Raw genomic sequence first — 22,562 nt, forward strand, 5'->3', positions numbered from 1 at the left:
GCTATTCCCGCAGGGTCGCGGCGCCGGTGTCGACCTCGACGTCGGTCTTGAATTCCACGGGCAGGGCCAGGACGGCGCTGGTGACGTCTCCGCGGATGACGAAGGTCACGGCGTTGGGCTTGGCGTCGGTGGTGCTGGCCGCCACGTCCAGGCGCTGGGGGTCGATACGCGGTTCGAAGCGCCGGATGGCCTCCTTGATCTCGCGCGAGCGGCTCTGGATGGCGCGGCGCTGCATCAGCTTGCCGGCCATGTCGGGCACGCCGTAGTTCAACACCGAGGTCGACACTTCGGGATAGGGCTTGAGGTCCTGAATGGCCCCCAGGTTGGTGGTGTTGAGAATCCAGTTCAGTTCGCGCAGGACCGTGGCGCGCAGCGCCGCCTCGTTGAAGCGTTCCAGCTTGTGGACCGGATAGAGCCGCATGTTCGAGCGGCTGGCCTCGGCGGGAGCGATCTTGGGGTCGTCGCGGGCGTCGTCGAGGTCGAGGTCGGCGACCAGCTTGTCGAACAGGGTGGGGTTGATCCGCGCGGCCATGCTTCAGGCGAAGGTCAGGCTGCGGAGCGACAGGACGCCGACCTCGTCTCCATCGCCGAGCGACCAGAGCTTCTGGCCGACGCCCTCCGAGCCGATCGGGCCGTCGCGCCAGTCGGTCGCGCGGGCCAGCACCAGGTCGGCCTGGCCCGATGCGGCGGTTCCCGGATAGCGCGCCGGCAGGATGGCGGCGACGGACTGGCCGGTCTTGAATTCGATCTCGACCGGCAGCCAGACGAGATCGCGCAGGTCCTGGGGGCCGTCGCTGGTGATCTTGCGCACGGCGTCGAAGGGGGTCAGGCCCCAGCGGCCATGAATGACGGCCTCGAAGGCGGGGCCGAAGCGCGGGTCGGCGTCGGCGATCCACTCGAAGGTCTGCTCGCCGAAGGCGCCGGGGGTGTCGGGGGCGGCGTCGAAGGCGCGCTCACGCGCGGCCTGGGCCTCTTGGGCGCGGCCCTGGGCCAGGGCGCCGAGCGCGGCGGCGAGGTCGCCCGCCCAGGCGCTGGTGTTGACCAGCAGGGCCGGCGGCGCCTGGCCGGCGAACGCGGCCTCGCGCTGAATTTCGGAATCGATGGCGAGGTTGTAGGCCACGGCCAGCATCTGCGCCTCGGGCGACAGCTGGGTCAGGGCCCGCAGCTGGGCCTTGGCCTTGTCCCATTCGCCGAGCAGGCAGAACAGCTGGAACAGGAACATCCGGCCGGACTGATCGTCCGGCGCGCGCTTGACCCTGTCGATCAGGGCCTGGCGCGCGCCGTCGAGATCGCCAGCGCGGAGAAGGTCGTCGGCGTCGGTCATTGTCTGCTTCTATTTCGCCGAAGACCCCCCGGTCGGTTGCGCGCCTGTTAGAACTTGACGTTGCCGGCGATGTCCCACTTGAAGTCGCCGGTGCCGGCGGCCTTGCCCGCCGCGCTCTGTTCCTTGTACTTGACCTCGACCTTGGCGAAGTTCAGCGAGACGTTCTCGGTCAGGCGATCCTCGCCGCCGCTGCCGCCGGTCGACACCGAGCTGACCAGCACCTCGGTCATGACGATCGTCAGATATTCCAGCGGCGTCTCGCCGGCCTTGCGCACCACCAGGGTGGCCTTGCTGATGTGCTTGCCGTTGGCGGCGGCCAGCATCAGGGGGGCGGTGGCGAGGTCGACCCACTTGGTGAACGACAGGTCCTGCACGTTGACCTTGCCGGCGCCCGAGCCGCCGCCCGCGTGGGCGGTGCCCGAATTGCTCATGCCCCAGCTCCAGGCCAGGACGTCGACTTCGCCCTTGTGGGTGCTGTCCTTGGACTCGCCAGAAATACCTTCAAGCTTCAGGAACATATCAACGGCCATAAGGCGCTCTCCTTACGAATGTGGTCTATCGGTTGGCAGCTAGTTCGCGCCCTTTGGCAGGCGGGAGACCATGCTGAGCGACACGTCCATCCCCTCAAGCTGGTAGTGCGGCACCATGCGGAAGACGCCGCGGTAATAACCTGGGTTCTCGGGATCGGGGATGACATCCACCGAGGCGGATTTCAGGGGCTTGCGGGCCTTGTCTTCTTCGGTCGAGAAGTCCGGCTGCATGTCCACGTACTGCATGATCCAGGACTGCAGGTCGCTGGTCAGGGCCGGGGCTTCGCGGTTGCTGCCGATCCAGTCGCGGACCATGCACTTCAGGTAGTGGGCGAAGCGGCAGCTGGCGAAGATGTAGGGCAGGCGAGCCGACAGGTTGGCGCTGGCCGTGGCGTCGGGGTCCTCGTAGGCCTTCGGCGCGTGCAGGGTCTGGGCGCCGATGAAGGTGGCCTGGTCGGTGTTCTTGCGGTGCACCAGCGCCATCAGGCCGGCCTTGGACAGTTCGGCCTCGCGGCGGTCCGAGATGGCGATTTCGGTCGGGCACTTGGCGTCCATCGCCCCGTCGTCGGTCGGGAACATGGCGGTGGGCAGGTCCTCGACCGTGCCGCCCGATTCCACGCCGCGGATGCGGGTGCACCAGCCGTAGGTCTTGAAGGCCTCGGTGATGCGCACGCCCAGGGCGTAGGAGGCGTTGAGCCACAGATAGTTGTCGTGCTTGCCGCCGTCGGTGTCCTCCTCGAAGGCGAACTCCTCGACCGGCTCGCTGTTGGCGCCGTAGAGCGGCCGGCCCAGGAAGCGCGGCAGGGTCAGGGCCATGTAGCGGCTGTCGTTCGACGCCCGGAACGAGCGCCAGGCCATGTAGTCGGTGGCCTCGAACTGCTTGGCCAGGTCGCGCGGATTGGCCAGCTCCTGCCAGCTCTGCATGCCGAGGAGCTGGGAGTCCGCCGCCGCGATGAACGGGGCGTGGGCCGCCGCGCCGATCTTGGACAAGCCCTTCATGATCTCGATGTCGGGCGCGGTGTGGTCGAAGGCGTAGTCGCAGATGAAGGCGCCGTAGGGCTGGCCGCCCAGCTGGCCGAACTCGCTCTCGTAGATCTTCTTGAACAGCGGGCTCTGATCCCAGGCCGCGTCGCGGAACTGCCGCAGCATCTTCCGCGTCTCGTCCTTGGAGATGTTCAGCACGCGGATCTTGAGATCCTTGCCGGTCGGGGTGTTGCCGACCAGGTACCAGAGGCCGCGCCAGGCGGATTCCAGCTTCTGGAATTCCTCGTTGTGGATGATCTTGTTGACCTGCTCGGTGAGCTTGCGGTCGATCGCCGCCTTGAGGGCGTCGACGGTCGAGAAGACGTCGGCCCCGATGGTGCGGGTGTCCTCCAGCGCCTGCTGCGCGAGGGTCTTGACCGCCTCTTCGATGCGCGCCTGCTTGGCGTCGGTGTTGGGCTTGAATTCCTTTTGCAGCAGCGAGGCGAAGTCGTCGAGGGTGACGCTCTCGGCCGCGGGGGCGCCCGTCTGCTGTAGCGTTTCTTGCGCCATCAAGATCTCCTGATCGGCAGTATGTGCGCGGTCTTGGCCGCTATAATCAGGCTTGGTCGTCCTTGGCCGGATCGGCCGCCGGCTTGGCGGCGGCGAGGGCCTTCATCAGCTCGGGGTCCTTGAGGACCTTGTCGAGCAGGTCCTGGGCGCCGTCCTTGCCGTCCATGTACAGCATCAGGTCGTTGAGCTGCTGGCGGGCTTCGAGGAGCTTGGCCAGGGCGGGGACGTTCTTGGCCACCTGCCCGGGGGAGAAGTCCTCCATCGACTTGAAGGTCAGGTCGACGCCGATCTTGCCGTCGCCGGTCAGGGTGTTGTCGACGGTGAAGGCGGCGCGCGGCGCGATCGCCTCCATTTTCTGCTCGAAGTTGTCCATGTCGAACTCGACGAAGTCGCGCTTGTCCAACGCCTTCTTTTCGACGGTCGATTTCCCGGACAGGTCGGACATCACTCCGACTACGAACGGAATTTCAATTTTCTGACGTGAACCGAAGGTTTCGACCTCGTATTCGATGTGAACGCGAGGTGCGCGGTTCTCTTTAATGAAACGCTGACCGCCCTTATTCGACGCCATTGTCGGCCCCCGGGATGATTTTAAATTTCAGAACTCAACCAGATGCTTTTCCACCATAGGCATGGCTGGTGGCGATATTCAATTGAGAAGTTACGCCTGTTCCCGTTGTTTGCGAGACTGGAGCACGGTGCGAACCTCGTCGAGGCTGCCCGGCGCGATGTCTTCCAAGATCGCCATGAAATCCAGCCCCACCCATTCCCGCGCACGTTGCAGCAAGGTCAGGATCGGATGGCCCGGTTCCTTGCGGCGATAGTACTCGCTGATCGCATCGAGGGCGCGAAGAACGTCTTCCCGCGTCTCGACGCGGCCCCCGGACGTCGAAGCCGGGGATGCGTCGCGCCGTTCAACGTCCGGCGAGGCGTTCGGTTCCGTCGCCTCGGCTTCGGCCTGAGGATTGAACGCCTGCACCGCCCGCCGGATCTGGCCGAGCGCGTCATAGGCGGTCTGGAAGTTGGTGCCGCCGCCGTCGTCGGCGTTGGCGGTCAGGATCAGGTCGGCCCGGCGCAGGCCGTCCTCGATGGCCGCCAGGCGGGCGACGACCTCGCCGAGGGCGTCCGCGCCGAGATCGTCGAGCGCGGCGCGGAACATTCCGTAGCCTTCCGCGTTCTCGCCGCCGGTGCGGAAGCGTTCGAAATCGTCGCTGGAATAGCTGCCGAGGCGCGGGTGATTGAGCAAGGTGAGGCGGCGGAGCGGGTTGATGAACTGAGCCGCGCCGGCCAGGGAGTCGCAGGGGCCCTTGCGGCCCTGGAAGCCGTATTCGTCGAGCTGGGGGTGCACGGCCGGCCAATAGGTCTCCAGCAGCCCGGCCAGATACTGCGCGCCGACCTCGACGGTCTCCAGCTGGCCCGACGCCGCCCCGGCGCGGCACAGATAGACGGCCAGCCAGATGTCCTTGGTTCGGCCGCTCTGCTCGACGATCTGGCCGACGACGCTCCGCCAATCGACGTCGGCGGTCTGGGTCTCGACGCCCGAGGCGTCGATGGAGACCTCGGTCTCGAAGGCCTGCTCGATCTCGTAGCGCGCCGGGTCGTAGGCGAGGTCCGGGCCGGTGGGATCGTCCTCGGAGACCGGGGCCAACAGGCGGCCAAGATCAAGCGCCATGTTCGGGTTCCCCTCATCGTCCGTCCAGACCCTCGCCCGGCCGATCCATGCCTGCGCGACGTCGGAGCCGGGCGGAGTTTGGCCCAAGAAATCGTTTTGGCAAGTCCGTCCGGTTGAGGTGTTAAATTTCCCCGCTACACCTATGCATGTGCGTTCGGTGGTCGTAGGTTTCGCCCATAGTCACAGGAGCGACTGATGGATCGGCAAGCGACGATATCTGTCGCTCTTGGTGCGGCTAAGCTTAACCTTGAGCGTTTCGAATCCATCGAGCGCTTGAGCGAACCGTTTGAAATCGTCGTCGAAGGCTTTTCTATCGACGAGATCGATTTCCTGCCCCATCTCGGCAAGCCGGTCTCGCTCGACGTCGGCGAGGAGATGGAGCACGTCCGTTACTTCCACGGCCGGCTGATCGAGGCTTCGCTCATCAGGCACGACATCAACGGCGCGCATTACCGCCTGCTGGTCAAGCCATGGCTATCGCTGCTGAAGCACAACCGAAACTATCGGATATTCCAGGATAAGACCGTCGTCGACATCGCCAAGCAGGTGTTTTCCGACGTCGGCATGAAGGATGTCGAGTTCGACAAGCTGACCGCCACCTACAAGCCGCGTGAGTATTGCGTCCAGTACAAGGAGAGCGACTTCAACTTCCTGTCGCGGCTGTTCGAGGACGAGGGCATCTATTATTATTTCCGTCACGAAGAAGCGGCGCACAAGCTGATCCTCTGCGACGGGAAGTCGGCCCATCAGGCCGAGCCGGGCTTTGAAAGCATCCGGCTGCTGCCGGTCGCGGGCGACGAGGACGCCATCCCCGACACCCTGTCGGAATGGTACGAGCGGGTCAGCTCGGTCAGCCAGGCCAACATCACCCTGCGCAGCTTCGACTTCACCAAGCCCCAGGACCCGGTCGAGGCCGCCAGTCAGGGCGCCGGCCAGCACCCCGGCGACGGGCTGGAGGTGTACGAGTATCTCGGCGACTTCACCGACCACGGGGTCGGGACGACCCGGGGCCAGTCGCGCCTGGCCGCCAGCCGCGCGCCGCGCCGGCTCTACAGCGGCGGCGGCGACGTGCTGGGCTTGGCCTGCGGCGGCCTGTTCACCCTGACCGAGGCCGCCGTCGACCGCTTCAATCAGGAATACCTGATCATCGGCGTGAACCACTTCATCGAGGCCGAGAGCCATCGCAGCGGCGACGACCGCCAGGCGCGACGCGTCAACGTGGTGGCCATCCCCAGCAGCACCTTGTTCCGGCCGCCGCTGGTCACGCCCAAGCCCATCTCCAACGGCGTTGAGACCGCCACCGTCACCGGCCCGGCCGGCGAGGTGGTCTATGTCGACCAGTGGGGCAGGGTGAAGGTCCGCTTCCACTGGGACCGCTCGCCCGACCAGCCGGGCAAGACCTCGTGTTGGATGCGCGTGTCGCACCATTCGGCCGGTGAGGGCTTCGGCAATGTCGACCTGCCGCGGGTGGGGCAGGAGGTCATCGTCGACTTCCTCAACGGCGACCCGGACCATCCGATCATCACCGGCCGCGTGTACAACGGCGGGCGCAAGCACACCTACGACCTGCCGGCCCAGAAGACCCGCTCGCTCTGGCGCACCCAGACCATCGGACAGTCGGGCGACTACAGCGGGGCCGAGAAGCCGCCGCCCAAGAACAGCAAGGGCTTCAACGAGATCCGGCTCGAGGACAAGGGCGGCTCCGAGGAGATCTACATCCACGCCCAGCGCGAGATGGTGCGCGACGTCATGCTCGACGACACCCTGACCGTGCAGCGCGATCGCAAGACCCGCGTCGGCCGCGACCGCGTCACCGCGATCAAGCAGCACGAGACCGTCACCGTCGAGACCGGCGACGAGACCCACGAGGTCAGCAAGGGCAAGCGCACCACCACCATCGAGAAGGACGACGCCGCCACCGTGCGGTCGGGCAACTACAGCCTCAAGGTCGACAAGGGCGCGGTGACGATCGAGGCCATGCAGAGCATCACGCTCAAGGTCGGGTCGAGCACCGTGGTGATCGATCCCTCCAGCATCACGCTCAAGGCGATGACGATCACCGGCGAGGCCCAGGTCCTGCACCAGGCCAAAGGCGCGATGGCCGAGGTCACGGGTTCGGCCATGACCACGGTCAAGGGCGGCATCGTCAAGATCAACTAGGACCGCCGATGAGACGCTGGAAGCAGGTGAAATGGACCGAGGCCGGCCAGGTCGCCGCGATTCTGGGCTGGCCGGCGTCGAAGCACGACGCCGAACCGCCGGAGGCGGCCTTCGACCGCCTGCGCGCCGAGGGGCGCGACGACGACGCGGCGCTGTTCCTGGGCCAGGCGCTGCCCCGGTTCGAGGCGGTGGCCTGGGCGGCCCAGTCGGTGCGCCGGCTGGCCCCGGTCGATGCGCCGGAGGGCGACGCCCAGGCGCTGAAGGCGGCCTTGCTGTGGTTGCAGGACCCTAGCGAGCTTCGCCGACGGGCGGCCTTCGACGCCGCGGCCGGGGCGGGCGACGCCAGCCCCCATCGCATGTGCGCCCTGGCGGTGTTCTTTTCCGGCGGATCGCTGGCGCCGGCCGACCTCGCGCCGTTGCCGGCGCCCAAGGACGCGGCGGGCAAGTTCGCGGCCGGGGCGGTGCTGACCGCGGCGACCCGCAGCGGCCGCCGCCAGGAGGGGCTGCGCGACGCTCTGGCGCTCGGCGACGAACTGGCCAAGGGGGGTGAGACCGCTCGTTCATGATGCTTGTCCTGACCATCAAGAGCCTCGACCAGTTGGAGAATGGCGAGGCCGCCCGCCTGACGCTGGACCGGCATGGCGCGCGCATCGGCCGCTCTCCGCACATGGACTGGTGCCTGCCCGACCGGCGCAGCTACATCTCCTCAGCCCACTGCGAGATCGAATACCGCGAAGGGGCCTACTGGCTGGTCGACCGCAGCACCAACGGCACCTTCGTCAACCGCTCGCCCTCGCGGCTGGCCGCGCCGCATCCCATCGCCGACGGCGACGTCATCCTGATCGGCCACTACGAGATCGAGGCCCGCCTTGACGGCGCGGTGCGGCAGGACGCCTCCGAAGCCGCGCCGCCGGCCTGGGGCGGATGGGACAGCCATGCCGGCCGCGAACCGGTCGGCGTCGATCCGTCGAAATGGGACCAGCCCGCCCCCCGCGCGGCGATCAGCGGCCTGGGGTCGGCGTCCAGCGCCTGGGCCGCGCCGCGTGTCGAGCCGCCCCCGCCGCCCCCGTCTTCGGCCTGGGTTTCGGCCCCGCCGCCGGGCGATCCGCCCTCGGCCTGGTCGAGCGAGCCGCCGGCCGCAGCCCCGCCGTCGGCGATCGACGTCTGGGGCCAACTCGCCGCCACCAACGAGGTCGACTGGGCGCGGGGCGGCTTCGGCTCGCCGGCGCCCGCCTTCCAGGACGCCGCGCCCGCCTCGCCGCCCGCCGCCGCCTGGGGCGCTCCGTCCCCATCGCCGCCGCCGCCCGCCCCGCCGCAACGGGCGGCCCGTCCCGCCTCGCCGCCCGCGCAGGCCTCGGACGGCGCCGAATGGAGCGCCTTCCTGCAGGGCGCCGGCCTCCGGCCCGACGACTTGCAAGGCTCGCGTCCGGAAGCGTTCGCCGCCGCCGGCGCGCTGCTCCGCCGCCTGGTCGGCGGCATGGTGGTGATGATGGAGGCGCGCGCCCGGGCCAAGGCCCAGATGGGGGCCCAGAACACCAGCCTGGAGTTCGACGGCAACAATCCGCTGAAGTTCGCCCGTTCGGCCGAGCGGGCCCTGGCCCAGATGCTCAACCAGCCCGACCGGGGATTCATGCCGGCGGATCGCGCTGTCGAGGACGCCTTCCGCGACCTGCAGGCCCACCAACTGGCCACCCTGACGGCGATGCAGGGCGCCCTGGCGGCCACCCTGGACCGTTTCTCGCCGGCGGCGATCCGGGCGCGGGCCGAGACCACGGGCCTGTTGTCCAAGATCGTGCCCGGCGCGCGCGCCGCCACCCTGTGGCAGGCCTATGAGCGCGAGTTCGAGGGGGTGAACAAGGGATCCGACGAAGCCTTCATGGAGGTCTTCGCCAAGGAGTTCCGCGAGGCCTACGAGCGCATAGCCGGCGAGATGAAGGCCAGGAGCGAGCGGTGAGGCCCGGCCGCCCGGCGGCCGGCTAGGCCAGGGCCAGCAAGGTGGTCTCGTCGCAATTGACCACCACGACGCTGACATTGTCGGGAGCGCCGCGGTCCAGGCAGGTGGCGACCAGCTGGTCGGCCGTCTCGGCCGGGTTGCCGCGCGCGAGCACGGTGGCCAGTTCGGCGTCGGGAATGGTGCGGGTGAGGCCGTCGCTGCACAGCAGGAACACGTCGCCGACCCTGGCCTCGTCCGACACCGCGTCCAGCTCCAGAGTGGGGCTCACTCCCACGGCCCGCGACAGCACGTGGGCCATCGGGTGGTTCTCGGCCTCCTCGGGGGTCAGCCGGCCGGCCGTCACCATGTCCTGGACCTGGGAGTGGTCGACGGTGAGCTGGTAGAGCGTGCCGGCCCGCAACAGATAGCAGCGGCTGTCGCCGGCCCAGAACACCGCGAAGCGATTGCCGCGCAGCAGGAGCGCCACCACGGTCGAGCCCATCGGATGGCTGGCCGACCGGGCCCAGATGCGTTCGTTGGCCTGATGCACGGCGGCGGCGGCGGCGGCGGCGGCTTCCTCGAACTCCCCCGGCAGCACCGCGGCCTCCAGCGCCGTGGTGATGGTCTTGGACGACCACTTGCCGTGCGCGTGCCCGCCCATGCCGTCGGCCACCGCCCACAGGCCCTGGTCCGGGCGCGCCAGCACGTGGTCTTCGTTGTCGCTGCGCACTTTCCCGGGATGGGTCAGGGTGGCGTCGTGGAACCGCAAACTCCCGTCGTCCATAAGCAGCTCCTATAGGGTCATGACCCGAGTTATCAGGTCGGCGGGCGGCTGGCAGGCAACTATATCGAGCGACGAATCCGGCAGCCAGAAACGTCCTTCACTTTCTGACTCGGCAATTGATTCCATTGTCTGAAAGTCATCTTGCGCGCTCAAGACGGCCGCGTCGATGTCGGCGGCGGTTTCGAAGGCGCGGTAGACGGCCTCCTCGGCCGTCTCGGCGACCGCGCCGCCGACCCCGTCGGGGGGCAGCGCGCCGGCCGCGCGGGCGCCGAGCACGATGACGAAACGCCGGCCGGCCGTGTCGATCGAGGCGGCGACGACCCCGGCGCGCCAACCGGTTCCGAACGGGCCGGGCCCGAAGGCGAAGCGCAGGGGGCGGGCGGCGTCGTGGCGGGCCTCGAACGCTTCGCCGAGCGTCTCCCGCGCCGCCTGGAGGCCGGCGCTCGACCAGGCGTCCCAGGCCTCGCGCTCGGCGGCCGGCAGCCCCCGGGCGACGAAGTCGCCGTGGGTCGGCAGCTTGCCGAAGGCGAAGGCCTGGAGGCTCAGAGCTTGGACGGGCATCGGAAGGACCACAGCCCCCCACGGCCGAACGGGTTCTTGTCCGAGGGCAGGGTTATCTTGAGGGCGAAGAACTGCGCGCCCTGGCCGAAGGTCGCCTTGACCGCGTTGGGACCCGCGTTCTCCTTCTGGGCGGCGTCCATCAGCCGGAACAGCGCCCAGACCCCCTGGCCGTCGAAGCGGCGCACCTCCGTGGTTCCGGAATAGAGGACCACATGGGCCTCGGGCAGGTTGGACGGCGCCCACATCACCGGCTTGGCCCCGACGGTGTTGGGCTCGAAGCGGTAGGTCGCGCCGCCGGCCGAGAATTCGGCGGCGGTCACGGCGCCGCCGAAGCCGGCCGCCTCGACCTTGATCGGCAGGCCGGAGGTCAGCAGGTCGCGGATCTGCCCGGCCTTCTGGAACTGCTCGGCGCTGGCCGGATCGAGCGCGGCGGCCACCGGGTCTTCCGTGCGCCAGCGCCAGACGGGACCCGAGGTGACCAGCAGCGCCTGCAGGCGGTCGTGCACGAAGCTGTCGAACTGGCCGTTGAGGCCGAAGATCCGCATCATGTCCGCCGCCGTCGCATCGTTCTGGGCCGCGCCGTAGAACGGATAGCGGTTGTCGCTGGCGCCCCGGCAGGCGCCCGACAGGTTGGCGGCGTATTCCTGGCCGATGGCGTTCTGGGCCGAAGACACCGCCGCGCCCTTGCCGCTCTGGGTGGCCGCCGCCACGAAGCCCTGAAGTTGGGCCGGCGCGGTGACGCCGGAGGTCGCCACCTGGCCCAGGGCGCTGGCCAGCTGTCCCTGGGCGGAGACGCCGCCGAGGCCGCCGCCGGCCACGCCCGCGGCCATGTTGGCCGAGGCGGCCTGTTTCACGGCGGCCAGGAAGTCGTCGACCGGCGCCGCGCCCTTGCCGTCGCCGACATAGTCGGTCAGCGGGCGGAAGTAGTCGGAGATGGTCTTGCCAGCGTCGACCCCGCCGGAATCCATGGCGGCGTCGGCGGCCTTGGCCAGTTTCTGGAACTTGCTCGGGACCTTGATCGCCGGCTTGCTGAACGTGGTGTTCTTGCGCACCTCCAGCAGCAGCACCTTCAGCGGCGAGGGCGCGCGGGTGAAGGCGCCCAGGGCGGCGGGATTGGTGAAGTAGTCGGCCGGCTTCAGGCTCTGAACCACGCTGTCCCAGGCGGCGATGTATTCCTTGGCGTACAGGGCCGCCACGCCCGGCTTGACCTGGGCGATCTGCCCGCGGATCGCGGCCTTGTCGGCGTCGCCGCCCATCACCCACAGGTCCTTCTCGAGGTCGGCGGCCACGGTCTGCAGGCCGGGCTGGTAGGCGCGCTCGAAGCCCTTGCTGGTGAAGAAGTAGGGCACGGTCAGCTGCATGACCGCGTCGCCGTTCAGGAAGGCCTGGCGGTCGCCGCTGGCCAGCACCGAGTCGGCGCGCCAGTCGGCCTCGTCGGTCGCCGCCGCCTTCTGGCGCAGGATGGCGTAGGCGCGGTCGGCCAGGGACAGGGTCTGCACCGAGGCGCGGGCGGATTCGATCAGCGCCCCGTCCAGCGGGGCCTCGCGGCCGGGCCAGACCCGGCCCAGCTGCGGATCGGCCAGCAGGGCGTCCAGGTGGCCGGCGAGCTCCTCGCGCACCTTGGCCCGGTCGGCGCCCGGCAGGGCGTTCTCGGCCCAGTCGTCGGTGACCCAGGCCTTGACCGCCTTGGGATCGAGCGGCCCCTGGCCGCCCAGCATCAGATAGACCTTGAGCGGCTCGTAGATCTTGAGCGGCTCCTGGGCGTGAGCCTGCATGTAGTGTTCGAGGCGCAGCAGGATGCGCGGCAACAGGATGCGTTGCAGGGATTCCAGATAGGCCTGCTTGGCCGCCTTGGCGTGGCCGCCCTGGAACAGGCCGAAGCCCATGGTCAGCGGCGTCCCGCCCTTGGCCTGGTCCCCATAGCCGCGCGGCAGGTCGTGCAGGGCGCGGAGCAGGGACAGGGACTGTTCCAGGTCGGGGTCGCTGTCGCGCACCTCCACCAGGTCGACGCCGGTTTCGCGCACCTCGGTTCCGACGTTCTGCGAGCCGGTCAGCAGCTGGTTCTGCAAAGCGTGGTTGCGCACGAAGCTGACCGTCCACAGGGCGATGATCGCCGCCGAGACCGCCGCCACGCCGGCCACGCCGGCGATCAGGGCCGTGCGCCGCCGGGCCCGCGCCTTGGGGTCGCTCTGCACCAGGCCCGCCTCGGCGAAGATCACTTCCTTGAGCAGGCGGTTGAGGAAGTAGGCGCGGCCGCCCTGGCCGCCCTGGCCGCCGCGCGCCGTCTGCGGGGCGTCGTAGACCGCCGCCACGCCGCCCAGGATGCGGTCGAGCGGCGCGCCTTCCTGGACGCCGCTGGTGAAGTAGAAGCCCCGCACCATCGGCGGGGTGTCCTGGTCGGCCGTCAGGGCTCCTTCGACGAAGCGGGCGAGGCGCGCGCGAAGCGAGGCCACCTGCGAGGGGAAGCCGAGGATCAGGCTGCGGCGGCGCGGGTCGCCTTCTTCCTGCAGGCGCTTGGCGACGCGGTCGGCCAGCGCCTGGACCACGCCGTCGAACTCGGCCAGCAGAGCGTCGAGCCCGACCGGCGCGCCCAGCGGCAGGGTGGCGCCGAGGATGGCCCGCCGGCCCTCGACGTCGAGGTCGTCGAAGAACTCGCTGAAGCCGGCCAGCAGGTCGGCCTTGGTGAACAGCAGATAGACCGGAGCGGAGACTTCCAGCGTGCGGCGCAGTTCGGCCAGGCGGCGGCGGACGGCGGCGGCGTGGTCGTCGAGCCGGGCGCGGTCGGAATTGAGGATCTCGTCGAGGCCGATGGCGACCAGCACGCCGTTGATCGGCTGCAGCGGCCGGGTGCGGCGCAACAGCTTCAGGAAGCTGTCCCAGCCCTGCTGGTCGACCGACGCGTCCGAGGTCTGGGTGGTGTAGCGGCCGGCGGTGTCGACCAGCACGGCCTCGTCGGCGAACCAGAAATCGAGATTGCGCGTGCCGCCGACGCCCTTGAGCGCGGCGTCGGAGAACGGGAACTGCACGCCCGACTTGAGCAGGGCCGTGGTCTTGCCGGCCCCCGGCGGGCCGATGATGACGTACCAGGGACGGGCGTAGAGATAGTCGCGCTTGTCGCCGGTCGCGGTCTTCAGGCCGGCCAGGGCCGAGCGCATCCGGCCGGACAGGGCCTCGGCCTCGGCGTCGCCGGGATTGGCGGCGGCCAGCTCCCTGGCGATCTCGGCGGCGGCCCGCCGGGCCTTGATCGCCCGCAGGATCGCGAAGACGCCCCAGGTCGCGGCGATCAGCGCCACGACCAGGACCCGCACCCACCACGGCCGCATGAAGGGCGCGACGAGCGGCAGGACGAAGACCAGCAGCACCGCGACGAGGATCGCCGCGAGGCCGGTAAGCAGCCACCAGTTCAGGAAGAAGCGCTTCATTGTTCGCCTATTCGCCGCGCGGAATGACGATTTCGACCCGGCGATTGAGCGCCTTGCCGGTCGCGTCGGTGTTGGGAGCGATCGGCTGGCTGTCGCCGAAGCCCTCGATGCTGACGCGGCTCTGGTCGGTCAGCTGGCTGCGCACGATGGCGGCGGCCGTCTCGGCCCGCGCCTTGGACAGCGCGAAATTGTCCGGGAAGGTGATGCTGGCCAGGCGGTCGGCGTCGGCGTGGCCCTCGACCCGCACCGCGCCGCGCTCGGCCTGGATGGCGGCGCCGATGCGCTGGAACAGCGTCTCGCGGCCGGGTTCGAGCTTGTCCGAGCCGGACTTGAACAACTGGCCGACGGTGGTGCGCACCCGGATCGACTTGCTGTCCTGCTCCACCGCGACCAGATGCTGGGCGATCTCGGGGGCCAGGAAGGTCTGGATGCGCTGGAGCTGGGTGCTGGTCGGCGCCGGCGGCGGCGCGGCGGCGCGGGACATGCGCAGCGGCTGGCCGGGATTGATCGCCCGCAAGGCGGCGATCGAGGGCTGGCCCGTCTGCATCAGCACCACCCGGAACAGGATGAACACCGCCAGCAGCACGGCCAGGGCGATCGCCCCGGCCAGGGCCAGGGTGGCCCAGAAGCTGACCCGCCAGGCCGGCGTCGGCTGGCCCCGCCAACGCGGCGACAGCTCGGTCTGCGACAGCGACCGGGTATGGTCCAGCGCCGCGTAGACGCTGGTCATGATCTCGTGCAGACGCCGCTTGCCGTCGGGCGCGACGCGGTAGCGGCCCTCGAAACCGGCGGCCAGGCAGGCGTGGTAGAGCTCGATGAGGTTGGCGTACTCGGCCGGCCGCGCCAGCATCTCCTCCAGCAGCCGCCAGAAGCGGTCGCCGCCAATGTTTTCGTTGAAGGCCTGGACCACCAGGCTGCGCCGGGCCCATTCGGCGCCGTCGGCGGCCTGGCCGGGCAGATTCTGGGCGATGTCGTCGATGGTGGCGCAGACGGCGTAGCGGGCCCGCTGCCGGCTTTCCTGGTCGTAGCCGGCGGCCGAGAGGGCCTGGTCGAAGGCGGCCGTCGCGGCCGAGGCCTTCTGGTGCAGTTCGGGCAGGGTGATCTGCACGCGGCCGGACCGGACGCCGACGATGAGCGACAGCACCGGGGCCGCGGCCATCATCATCGGGTTGCGCGAGCGCGGGGCGGTCGGCGGCAGGGGGATGTCGTCGTCGGTGGCGACGGCGCGGTGCGGGGGCGGCGGCGCGAAGGCCGGGGCGGGAGACGAGGAGGGCGACGGCGTGAAGTGCGTCGATTCGGCGGGAATGAAGGCCGGGCTGGCCGGCGGCGACTGCGGCGGGGGCGGGCTGCGGAGGCCTTGCAGCGGAGACGGTCGAAAAACCGTCTTGTTCGGGTTCTTCTCGTCCTCGCTGTCGGTCATCGGCCGTTCCCTTTGACGCACCAGAGCTCGAGTTTCAGTTCAGGCCACTCGCCCGCGACATGCAGGCCGAGGGCGGCGGCGTTGGCGAAGTCCCGCCAGTCGGGAGCCGAGCGGTCGAGCTCGAAATAGACGTAGCCCGGGATCACCCGCAGCTGCGGCGGCGGGGTCGGCGTGTGGCGCAGCGGCACGCCTGGCAGGGCGGAATCGACGATCTCGCGCATCTTCTGCACCGCGCCGATCTTGGCGACGGCGGGGAAGCGTCCGCGGATGTCGTCCAGCGAGGCGCGGGCGTTGACCGCCAGATAGAAGTAGCCGGTCTTGTAGAGATTGTGGTCGGTGATCCGCGAGGTGTAGGCGCCCGGCCCGGCCATCTGCAGCGGCATCTGCATGGCCGACCGGTCGAACACCGCCGACAGCGAGGCTTGCAGGACCTCGAACACCGGCTCGAAGGTCGGTTGCAGGCGCTCGTGCACATAGTCCGGGAACGGCGGCGGCCGGCGGTCGGGCCGGGTGAGGGTGCAGAGCTCGCCGGCCATGCCGACGAAGGTCTCGTACAGGCGCTCGGGATGCACCGCCGGCAGCGCCGCCAGGTGGCGCAGCTGGCTGACCCAGCGGTTCAGCGCCTGGAGAAGCAGGAAGCTGGCGAAGGTCTCAGCCCCGCCGTCGGTGGCCTCGACCGCCCGCAACGCCAGTTCGTCCACCCGCTGGGCGGCGCGGCCGATGATGTCGGTGAGAAAGCCGGTCAGGCGGCGGCTGGCCCGGATGTCCAGGCACGGCGGGATGTAGCGTTCGTCGAAGACCAGGGCGCCGTTGTGGACCTCGCGGATGCGCGCGAGGCCCAGCAGCACCCGGCCGTAGGTCTGGTCCTGGGTGACGCCGAAGCTGAGGTTGGGGCGGGCGACCTCGATGGGCTCCTGGCCGCGCTCGTCGGAGAAGGCGTCGGCGACGTCCTCCTCGTCGACGAGATAGCGCACGGTCCCCGCGCCGCGCTCGGCGCGGCTCTTGAACTCCACCGCCCCCGCCTGCCGGGCGGGCAGGGTCAGATAGATGACCACGTCGCGGGCGTCGGCCGGCACGTCGAGCGGCGGCGGCGGCGGCAGGTCGCCGGGGATCGAGAACGGCAGGCCGTCAGGCAGGACCCCGACCATCTGCTCGACGCCGAACTTGCCCAGGGCCGCGAGGTCGGCGTTTAGCTTGAGCTCGGAGACGCCCCAGGGATAGGGCCGCAAGGTGTTGGCGCGCGCCGACACCAACGCTTCGAGATAGCGATCTTGCTGTTGAAAATGCTGCTGCCGAAGGAAGAGGCCTTCGCGCCAGGCGACTCTGCTGTCGCTTTGCATACGCTTCCCTCAACGAGCCCTAGAGTTTTCAGTTAAACACTACTCGCCTGAGAGACGGAAGGCGCCTTGCCGTCGTCGCGGGCTGATCATCGCGCGTCTTGCCGCTATGCTCGGCCGGACGCGGAAAGCGGGGGGCGGAATGCACGGCATCGGAGACGACGAGCCATCGTTCGATCCTCGCAGCTGGAAGCGAAAGCCCGTCGTATCCGAGGGGGCGGCGCCGACGGCTCGTGCGGGCGGGCGGGGGGCGCTCCTCGCCGCCGGCGGGGTCGGCGCGCTGGCCGTCCTGGCGGCGGTCGGGGGCTGGTTCTACCTGCGGGCGTCGCCTGGTCCGGCGCGGCCCGCCGTCCCGGCGCCCGCCCCGGCGAACGGACAGGCCGGGGTCTTTCGGCGGGCCCTGACCATCGCCCGCGTCCAGGATGTCGCCGCGGCGTTGACGGCCGAGGGCGTGGCCGCCGACCGCGCCATCCGCATCGGCCTCCTGGCCAACGAGAAGATGGCCGGGGCCCCGGGCGAGCTGCGGGCGTCGTTCAGCTTCCTGCCGGGCCAGGCCGGCGTCGTCGACAAGGTCGAACTGCGGCGCGCCGACGGGTCGGGCCTGCTCATCCGCCCGAACGGCGCCGCCGGCTACGTGGCCGAGGCGCTGGCCACCGACCTGCAGGTCCGGGTCAAGGTGGTGCGCGGCGAGATGGACGCCAACAGTTTCTACTCCTCGGCGGTGGCGGCCGGGGTGGTGGACTCGCTGGTCTCGGAGTTCGCGGCCGCCTTCACCTTCGACTTCGACTTCCAGCGCGAAATCCGCCCTGGCGACATCTTCGAGGCGGCCTTCGAGCAACAGGTCGACAGCCACGGCGACGTAGTCGGGGCCGAGCGGCTGGTCTACGCCTCGCTGCAGACCCAGACCAAGTCGCGGGCGCTCTATCTCTACCAGCCGCCGGGCGACGCCAAGCCGAGCTGGTTCGACGGCAACGGCGCCAGCGTGGTCCGCGGGCTGATGCGCACGCCGGTCGAGGGCGCGCGCATCACCTCCAGCTTCGGCCCGCGCATGCATCCGGTGCTCGGCTACACCCGCATGCACAAGGGCACCGACTTCGCCGTCCCGGTCGGCACGGCGGTCTACGCCTCGGGCGACGGCGTGGTCGATTTCGTCGGCCTGCATGGCGGCCATGGCAATTTCATCCGTATACGCCATAAGGCCGACCTGGAGACGGCCTACGCCCACCTGTCGTCCTACCTGCCGGGGATCGTGGTCGGGGCGGCGGTGCGCCAGGGGCAGGAGATCGGCCTTTCGGGCAACACCGGCCTCTCGTCCGGCCCGCACCTGCACTACGAGGTCATCGTCAACGGCGAGCAGGTCGATCCCATGACCTTCCAGACCAGCAACGGCCGCACCCTCCAGGGCGACGCCCTGGCGGCGTTCCGCAAGGAGCGCGACCGGATAGATGCGTTGCGAGCGGCCCAAAACGGCTGAGCGGCGAAAAGGTTCCAGGTAAATCGACGTCATGCTTGGCGTGTTGCTGGGGCTCTGCGTTTCTATAGCGACGATCGGAAGCTTACGTGATTGAGTTTAGAGAATATTTCGTGAAATTCCTTGATGGCGCGCAATACTGTATTGAGCAAGGGGTTGTCCGACGCTAGGCTTCGGCGAATTCAGGCCAGCGAGAGAGTTATGATCGTCATCATCGACGGGACCGGACCTGAGAACGACCGGGAGTACGCGAAGGAGATGGGGAACTCCTTCTGCAGCCAGATCGCCAGCCAGGTGATCGGCAGCACCTATTTCCGCGGGCCGTCGCTTACCGGCAAGGAAGTCTCCAGCATCGCCGACCGCGCCGTCGGCGCGGCCCAGGGCGGATCGGGTTCGATCATGCTGGTCGGCTACAGCCGGGGCGGCTGTACGGCGATCATCGCCGCCAAGCGGCTCAAGGCCCAGGGCAAGCGGGTCAGCGCGATGTTCCTGTTCGACGCGGTGGACATGCAGACCAGCGAGCTCGGCCTCTCGCAGACCATTCCCGACAACGTCGCCTTCGTGGCGCACGCCCGCACGGCGCGCAGCCTGGGCTTCTGGATCCGCAACCCGGTGAAGTCGCGGTTCTATTTCTACAACACCGGGCGCTGGCTGGACGGCGACGGCGTGCTTGTGGAGAAGAAGTTCGTCGGCACCCACGGGGCGGCCGGCGGCGTGCCGTGGAGCGACGTGGCGGGCGACCGCGCCTGCTCGCTGGCCGTGGCCGAATGGATGAACGGCCAACTCAAGGCGCAGGGCGTGGCGGCGACGCTGAAGGCCTGAAGCCGGGGCGCCGTCTCCCTGAAACACAGTCTCGCAATTCGACGCGGAGCGATCCGATGGGCCCGTTCGACATCAGCGTGCAGGAAGCGCAGTCCTTCGAGGGCGGCTTCTTCCGTTTCACGGAGATCGCCGGCCCGATCCGGCTGGTGCGGTTCAGCGATTCCGGGCGCGGCGAGTTCGGCAAGCTCGGGCGCTTCTGGCTCTACGGCAGCGAGGTCGCCGAGATCCTGTCCGCGGGGCCGTCCGGCAAGCATCTGGTCAAGGAGGTCAGCCAGCGTTGGGCCGTCTGCGACGACTGGGGCGACAAGGGCCTGGTCTGGCGGATGGACGTGCCGCGCGGCCATTCGGTGCCGGCCTGCTGGGGCGCGACCAAGTTCCAGCCCAAGGTTTCGGGCGCCGAGCAGGACCGGGGCGGGCGGCAGACGCGGCGCTCCTACGCCGGCGGCTCGATCCAGCTGATCATCCCGGTCACCGACACCGACCGGCGCAAGAACGACTTCCTGGTGTCGCTGATCAGCGGACCCACCGCCACCGACAAGGTGGCCACCGCCCCGGACCGCTTCATCTAGGCTCCGCCGCCAAGGTTCGCGGCGGTCCTGACGAGGCCGGCTGGATCAGCGCGTCAGGAAGGTCCACAGCGCCTCGCGGACCGCGTCGCGGGCGATCCGTCGGCTGGTCGCGTCGTCGCGATTGGCGATCCAGGTGAAGTCGTCGTCGGCGGCGAAGACCAGTTCGACCACTTCTTCGCGATAGTTCAGCACCTCGACGAAGCCCTGGCCGACGCCGACCAGGTTGTCGACCTCCTGCAGCGCTTGCTCGAGGCGGGCGAAGACGTAGCCGTCGCCGGTCCCGCCCCGGGTCCTAGGGTTGTCGAAGCGCAGCGACAGCTTCGGCGCGGGGCGCCGGTCCCACTGCGCCGTCGGCACGACGCTCCGGCGCAGGGCGTAGAACTCCTCCGGCGTCTCCAGCCCCGAGAACTCGCAGTTGAAGATCGGGATGCACAGGGTGGTGTTCGGCCGTTCGGCGTCGAGCCGGCCCTTCAGCTCGGAGTGATACTGATGCGGGGCGTAGAGCACGTGGGTGAAGCCGCGCGGGTTCGCCTTCAATTCGGCCTTGGTCAGCACCTCGACGCTCTTGTGTCCCGCCTGGTTCAGCACCAGCGCCGCGAAGGCGTCATCGACCAGGTTCTCGGACACGACGAACGGCGAGGTTCCGTCGCCGAGCTTGAAATAGTTGTGGAACGTCGTCTTGGGCAGCTCGTCGTCGGCGCGAACAATATCGTCGCTCAAGGCCTCGACGGGATGAAATTGGCTTTGCAGGCGTTCAAGCGTCAACATGGAGCGGGGCCCACGAATAGGAATTGCTCCGCCGATCCCTCTGTTAGCCGAATGATTCGACAATGGCGTTGCTCAGTCCCATCGGCCTGAGCAGATCCAGGGCGCGTTTTGAAAGAACGAGCCGTTTGTCAGAGCCCACCGCGACGTCGTCGATTCCTGCGGTTCCTTGCGGCTTTAGCCAAACGAAGTCCGGGAGTTCACGACCAGGATACATATCTTCGAATTGATCTGACTTCGTTACTTCGACGGAGTCGAACTTAAGGCCGGACAGTCTCGCCTCTTGTAGCTTTTTGCCCGCGTCTAAGGTGATGATGAAGCAGGGGAAGCTTTCTATAAGAACGTCCCCAAGCCAGCCGTCGAACTGATAATTCAGCTTCTCTATGATGGGTGGGTGTATGCTGGTGTCCATTATTGTTTTTTCGCCGAGTTCGCCCGCTACTTCTGGCTCTACAAAAAAATACTCGCCCATGTTTAATTCCCAAGTGATGGATTGAATTGTTTTCCGTACTTGCCGTCAATCTCGGTGGCTTTTTGTAAAAGCTGCTCTTTCGTGGCGGTCGGATTTTCCCGGTAAAATTGATTCCATTCTCGTCGAATTTGGCTCAAATGAACATCGGAATTAACTTCGTTCGGAATTCCCCGAAGATTTTCAAGAGAATGCATTTCTGATTCGCTGACTACTCCCGGGTACCGTCTGAGGGTCTGTTGTTCTACCGCATGGTGTACAACAACTTTACCCTTTAATTCTGGATTGGCTTCGAAGAATGTACCCTTGTAGTCCGTCGAGGTGGATGTTCCAAATTTCGCGGCTGGCGGCTTTTTAATAATCCTGATGTTGCCGCCGTTCGCGCCCAGCGTGCCGGGCTCGGTGACGATCTGGTAGCGGCTGTTGAAGGCCTTGACGCCCTTGACGCCGGCCGCGCCGCCGACCATCGCGCCCAGGAACTGGCCGCCCGCCTCCATGGCGCGGACCCCGGCTTCAGACATGCCTAGGGATTCGCCCAAGGCCCGGCCGGCCATGCCGCCGTACTTGCCGCCGAAATAACCCAGGACCGCGCCGCCGATGGTGGCGGCCACCCCCACGGTGGCGATGGCGTAGGGCAGGGCCAAGATGGCCCCTGCCACCCCCAGCACCTCCAGCGCGGTGACGGCCCAGCCCGGCACCTCGGGCTTGATGTCGACGCGGGGGTCCTGGGCGCTCTCGCCGCCGATCATCACGTCGGGCGAGGTCGACTTCACCGACACGGCGCTGCAGCCCAGCTTCTCGCCCTCGCGGCCGGCCATGCCGATGTTGATCATCACCGTCGAGGCGCCGGTGGCCAGGGGGATGGGAACCCCGGCCTCCTTGAGGCAGACGGCCATCGACACGAAGGTCAGGGTCGCCGGCCGGCTGTTGATCAGCACGTTGGGCGAGCCGAGGATGAACTTGCCGGTCGGCGGGCCCATCATCGCCCCGCCGATGTTCATGCCGGCCAGGCCGCCGAACGAGGTCAGCCCCGCCGCGCCGCCGACGGCCGCCACCACGGCCAGGGCGGCCCCGCCGGTGGCCACCGTCGCGCCGATCAGGACAGCGCCGGCCACCACGCCGCCCAGCACGCCGAGCAACATGCCCAGTCCGGCCTGGCTGTGGGCGATGTCGTCGCCGAGCCGCGCTGCGGGCATCTCGCTCATGCGCTCACCCGATCCGGCGGCGGCGCATCAGTGCGCCCTTTGTCCCGGCGACGGCGGCGCATCGATCCGCAAGGACGCCAGGCCCCGCTCGAAGGCCTGCTCGTGGTCGGCGAAGTCGTCGGCGGCGGCGGTGACGGCGTAGGTCACCACCACTTCGGGCCCGGCGCTGATGAAGAAGACCCGCTGCCGCAGCAGGCCGGCCGCCGACCGCCAGGTGAACTGGATCTGGAAAGCGTCGCGCTCATGGCTGCGGCCGTAGCCTTCGCTCTCCCGCTGGAAATTCGGCAGGTTGGAGCGGAAGGTCTCGATCTGGCGGTTGCAATATTCGCGGAAGGTCTCGGCCTCCAGCAGGGCGTCGCGCGAGATCACCATGTTGGGCGACATGGCCCGGCCCGGCTCGGGCGGGGCGCTGTAGACGATCATGGTCTTGTCGAACCAGCCCTGAGGCGGCTCCGCCGCCACCTTGACCAAGGGCTGAGTGTCTCGGGCTGCCGTCATCTGCGGGTGCTCGCCTTCCGATGCGCGAAGTGTATGGGGCGCGCCCGGCGGCGACAAGCCGCCGCCGCCCTGACGGACGCGTGTTCT

General features: G+C 68.7%; 21 protein-coding genes. 6 read left to right on the forward strand and 15 right to left on the reverse strand.

Going from position 1 to position 22,562, the window contains the following annotated elements:
• Position 1 precedes the first annotated feature (1 nt).
• The 6 genes from tssE to tssA all read right to left on the reverse strand — a co-directional run bounded on the left by tssE (position 2) and on the right by tssA (position 5,059).
• Complete coding sequence (tssE, locus tag C5708_RS04290; RefSeq protein ID WP_242918223.1) at positions 2–532, reverse strand: type VI secretion system baseplate subunit TssE; 531 nt, start codon at positions 530–532, stop codon at positions 2–4.
• A 3-nt stretch (positions 533–535) separates the two neighbouring features.
• Complete coding sequence (locus C5708_RS19410) at positions 536–1,324, reverse strand: type VI secretion system accessory protein TagJ (protein ID WP_278253769.1); 789 nt, start codon at positions 1,322–1,324, stop codon at positions 536–538.
• A 47-nt stretch (positions 1,325–1,371) separates the two neighbouring features.
• Complete coding sequence (locus C5708_RS04300) at positions 1,372–1,854, reverse strand: type VI secretion system tube protein Hcp (protein ID WP_242918225.1); 483 nt, start codon at positions 1,852–1,854, stop codon at positions 1,372–1,374.
• Positions 1,855–1,893: 39 nt separating this feature from the next.
• Positions 1,894–3,387 carry a type VI secretion system contractile sheath large subunit gene (tssC, locus tag C5708_RS04305; RefSeq protein WP_242918227.1) on the reverse strand — a complete coding sequence of 498 codons (1,494 nt, stop codon included), beginning with the start codon at positions 3,385–3,387 and terminating at the stop codon, positions 1,894–1,896.
• Positions 3,388–3,433: 46 nt separating this feature from the next.
• Complete coding sequence (tssB, locus tag C5708_RS04310) at positions 3,434–3,958, reverse strand: type VI secretion system contractile sheath small subunit (protein WP_242918229.1); 525 nt, start codon at positions 3,956–3,958, stop codon at positions 3,434–3,436.
• Between the two features lie 90 nt (positions 3,959–4,048).
• Positions 4,049–5,059, reverse strand: a complete 1,011-nt coding sequence (gene tssA / locus C5708_RS04315; protein ID WP_242918231.1) for a type VI secretion system protein TssA — start codon at positions 5,057–5,059, stop codon at positions 4,049–4,051.
• 195 nt (positions 5,060–5,254) lie between these two features.
• Between tssA and tssI the strand changes: the two genes are divergently transcribed.
• From tssI to tagH, 3 genes are read left to right on the forward strand one after another with little or no spacing between them, the layout of a single operon-like run.
• Entirely contained in the window at positions 5,255–7,219 is a 1,965-nt protein-coding gene (tssI, locus tag C5708_RS04320) for a type VI secretion system tip protein TssI/VgrG (protein WP_242918233.1), read from the forward strand.
• 8 nt (positions 7,220–7,227) lie between these two features.
• Positions 7,228–7,785 (forward strand): hypothetical protein, encoded by a 558-nt coding sequence (locus tag C5708_RS04325; RefSeq protein WP_242918235.1) that lies wholly within the window; start codon positions 7,228–7,230, stop codon positions 7,783–7,785.
• The gene (gene tagH, locus C5708_RS04330) at positions 7,782–9,173 is read left to right on the forward strand and encodes a type VI secretion system-associated FHA domain protein TagH (RefSeq protein WP_242918237.1); all 1,392 of its coding nucleotides are present in this window, start codon (positions 7,782–7,784) and stop codon (positions 9,171–9,173) included. The genes C5708_RS04325 and tagH overlap by 4 nt, the downstream gene beginning before the upstream one ends.
• A 22-nt stretch (positions 9,174–9,195) precedes the next feature.
• Here tagH and C5708_RS04335 read toward each other — a convergent pair whose 3' ends face one another.
• The 5 genes from C5708_RS04335 to tssK are packed head-to-tail and all read right to left on the reverse strand — an operon-like array spanning position 9,196 to position 16,679.
• On the reverse strand, positions 9,196–9,936 hold the full coding sequence (locus tag C5708_RS04335; RefSeq protein WP_242918240.1) for a protein phosphatase 2C domain-containing protein: 741 nt from the start codon (positions 9,934–9,936) through the stop codon (positions 9,196–9,198).
• Positions 9,937–9,945: 9 nt separating this feature from the next.
• Positions 9,946–10,497, reverse strand: coding sequence for a type VI secretion system-associated protein TagF (gene tagF / locus C5708_RS04340; protein WP_242918242.1), 552 nt, complete (start codon positions 10,495–10,497; stop codon positions 9,946–9,948).
• Positions 10,479–13,919, reverse strand: coding sequence for a type VI secretion system membrane subunit TssM (gene tssM / locus C5708_RS04345; protein ID WP_242918244.1), 3,441 nt, complete (start codon positions 13,917–13,919; stop codon positions 10,479–10,481). The genes tagF and tssM overlap by 19 nt, the downstream gene beginning before the upstream one ends.
• A gap of 7 nt (positions 13,920–13,926) precedes the next feature.
• Positions 13,927–15,339 carry a type IVB secretion system protein IcmH/DotU gene (icmH, locus tag C5708_RS04350; RefSeq protein WP_242918246.1) on the reverse strand — a complete coding sequence of 471 codons (1,413 nt, stop codon included), beginning with the start codon at positions 15,337–15,339 and terminating at the stop codon, positions 13,927–13,929.
• The gene (gene tssK / locus C5708_RS04355; RefSeq protein ID WP_242918253.1) at positions 15,336–16,679 is read right to left on the reverse strand and encodes a type VI secretion system baseplate subunit TssK; all 1,344 of its coding nucleotides are present in this window, start codon (positions 16,677–16,679) and stop codon (positions 15,336–15,338) included. The genes icmH and tssK overlap by 4 nt, the downstream gene beginning before the upstream one ends.
• A gap of 139 nt (positions 16,680–16,818) precedes the next feature.
• Between tssK and C5708_RS04360 the strand changes: the two genes are divergently transcribed.
• From C5708_RS04360 to C5708_RS04370, 3 genes are all read left to right on the forward strand, one after another.
• The gene (locus tag C5708_RS04360) at positions 16,819–18,150 is read left to right on the forward strand and encodes a peptidoglycan DD-metalloendopeptidase family protein (protein ID WP_242918255.1); all 1,332 of its coding nucleotides are present in this window, start codon (positions 16,819–16,821) and stop codon (positions 18,148–18,150) included.
• Between the two features lie 198 nt (positions 18,151–18,348).
• Positions 18,349–18,969 carry a thioesterase domain-containing protein gene (locus C5708_RS04365; RefSeq protein ID WP_242918257.1) on the forward strand — a complete coding sequence of 207 codons (621 nt, stop codon included), beginning with the start codon at positions 18,349–18,351 and terminating at the stop codon, positions 18,967–18,969.
• 56 nt (positions 18,970–19,025) lie between these two features.
• Complete coding sequence (locus C5708_RS04370) at positions 19,026–19,538, forward strand: hypothetical protein (protein WP_242918259.1); 513 nt, start codon at positions 19,026–19,028, stop codon at positions 19,536–19,538.
• 45 nt (positions 19,539–19,583) lie between these two features.
• On the opposite strand, the gene C5708_RS04375 is transcribed toward C5708_RS04370, so the two are convergent.
• The 4 genes from C5708_RS04375 to C5708_RS04390 all read right to left on the reverse strand — a co-directional run bounded on the left by C5708_RS04375 (position 19,584) and on the right by C5708_RS04390 (position 22,475).
• Entirely contained in the window at positions 19,584–20,258 is a 675-nt protein-coding gene (locus C5708_RS04375) for a hypothetical protein (protein ID WP_242918261.1), read from the reverse strand.
• A 91-nt stretch (positions 20,259–20,349) separates the two neighbouring features.
• Entirely contained in the window at positions 20,350–20,775 is a 426-nt protein-coding gene (locus tag C5708_RS04380) for a hypothetical protein (RefSeq protein ID WP_242918263.1), read from the reverse strand.
• 2 nt (positions 20,776–20,777) lie between these two features.
• A complete protein-coding gene (locus C5708_RS04385) occupies positions 20,778–21,977 on the reverse strand; it encodes a hypothetical protein (RefSeq protein WP_242918265.1) in 1,200 nt (399 codons plus the stop codon).
• A 27-nt stretch (positions 21,978–22,004) separates the two neighbouring features.
• Complete coding sequence (locus tag C5708_RS04390; protein ID WP_242918267.1) at positions 22,005–22,475, reverse strand: DcrB-related protein; 471 nt, start codon at positions 22,473–22,475, stop codon at positions 22,005–22,007.
• Positions 22,476–22,562 lie beyond the last annotated feature (87 nt).

It is taken from the genome of Caulobacter sp. CCUG 60055 (assembly GCF_022750545.1).
Lineage (GTDB): Bacteria > Pseudomonadota > Alphaproteobacteria > Caulobacterales > Caulobacteraceae > PUIC01.

Excerpts from the sequence above, each read along its gene's own strand:
- C5708_RS04325 (WP_242918235.1), top strand. The coding sequence starts at position 7,228 with ATGAGACGCTGGAAGCAGGTGAAATGGACCGAGGCCGGCCAGGTCGCC.
- C5708_RS04385 (WP_242918265.1), bottom strand. The coding sequence starts at position 21,977 with ATGAGCGAGATGCCCGCAGCGCGGCTCGGCGACGACATCGCCCACAGC.
- tssM (WP_242918244.1), bottom strand. The coding sequence starts at position 13,919 with ATGAAGCGCTTCTTCCTGAACTGGTGGCTGCTTACCGGCCTCGCGGCG.
- tssB (WP_242918229.1), bottom strand. The coding sequence starts at position 3,958 with ATGGCGTCGAATAAGGGCGGTCAGCGTTTCATTAAAGAGAACCGCGCA.
- tssE (WP_242918223.1), bottom strand. The coding sequence starts at position 532 with ATGGCCGCGCGGATCAACCCCACCCTGTTCGACAAGCTGGTCGCCGAC.
- tssK (WP_242918253.1), bottom strand. The coding sequence starts at position 16,679 with ATGCAAAGCGACAGCAGAGTCGCCTGGCGCGAAGGCCTCTTCCTTCGG.
- C5708_RS19410 (WP_278253769.1), bottom strand. The coding sequence starts at position 1,324 with ATGACCGACGCCGACGACCTTCTCCGCGCTGGCGATCTCGACGGCGCG.
- C5708_RS04335 (WP_242918240.1), bottom strand. The coding sequence starts at position 9,936 with ATGGACGACGGGAGTTTGCGGTTCCACGACGCCACCCTGACCCATCCC.
- C5708_RS04370 (WP_242918259.1), top strand. The coding sequence starts at position 19,026 with ATGGGCCCGTTCGACATCAGCGTGCAGGAAGCGCAGTCCTTCGAGGGC.
- C5708_RS04360 (WP_242918255.1), top strand. The coding sequence starts at position 16,819 with ATGCACGGCATCGGAGACGACGAGCCATCGTTCGATCCTCGCAGCTGG.
- C5708_RS04300 (WP_242918225.1), bottom strand. The coding sequence starts at position 1,854 with ATGGCCGTTGATATGTTCCTGAAGCTTGAAGGTATTTCTGGCGAGTCC.
- tssC (WP_242918227.1), bottom strand. The coding sequence starts at position 3,387 with ATGGCGCAAGAAACGCTACAGCAGACGGGCGCCCCCGCGGCCGAGAGC.
- tagH (WP_242918237.1), top strand. The coding sequence starts at position 7,782 with ATGATGCTTGTCCTGACCATCAAGAGCCTCGACCAGTTGGAGAATGGC.
- tagF (WP_242918242.1), bottom strand. The coding sequence starts at position 10,497 with ATGCCCGTCCAAGCTCTGAGCCTCCAGGCCTTCGCCTTCGGCAAGCTG.
- tssI (WP_242918233.1), top strand. The coding sequence starts at position 5,255 with ATGGATCGGCAAGCGACGATATCTGTCGCTCTTGGTGCGGCTAAGCTT.
- C5708_RS04390 (WP_242918267.1), bottom strand. The coding sequence starts at position 22,475 with ATGACGGCAGCCCGAGACACTCAGCCCTTGGTCAAGGTGGCGGCGGAG.
- C5708_RS04380 (WP_242918263.1), bottom strand. The coding sequence starts at position 20,775 with ATGGGCGAGTATTTTTTTGTAGAGCCAGAAGTAGCGGGCGAACTCGGC.
- C5708_RS04365 (WP_242918257.1), top strand. The coding sequence starts at position 18,349 with ATGATCGTCATCATCGACGGGACCGGACCTGAGAACGACCGGGAGTAC.
- icmH (WP_242918246.1), bottom strand. The coding sequence starts at position 15,339 with ATGACCGACAGCGAGGACGAGAAGAACCCGAACAAGACGGTTTTTCGA.
- tssA (WP_242918231.1), bottom strand. The coding sequence starts at position 5,059 with ATGGCGCTTGATCTTGGCCGCCTGTTGGCCCCGGTCTCCGAGGACGAT.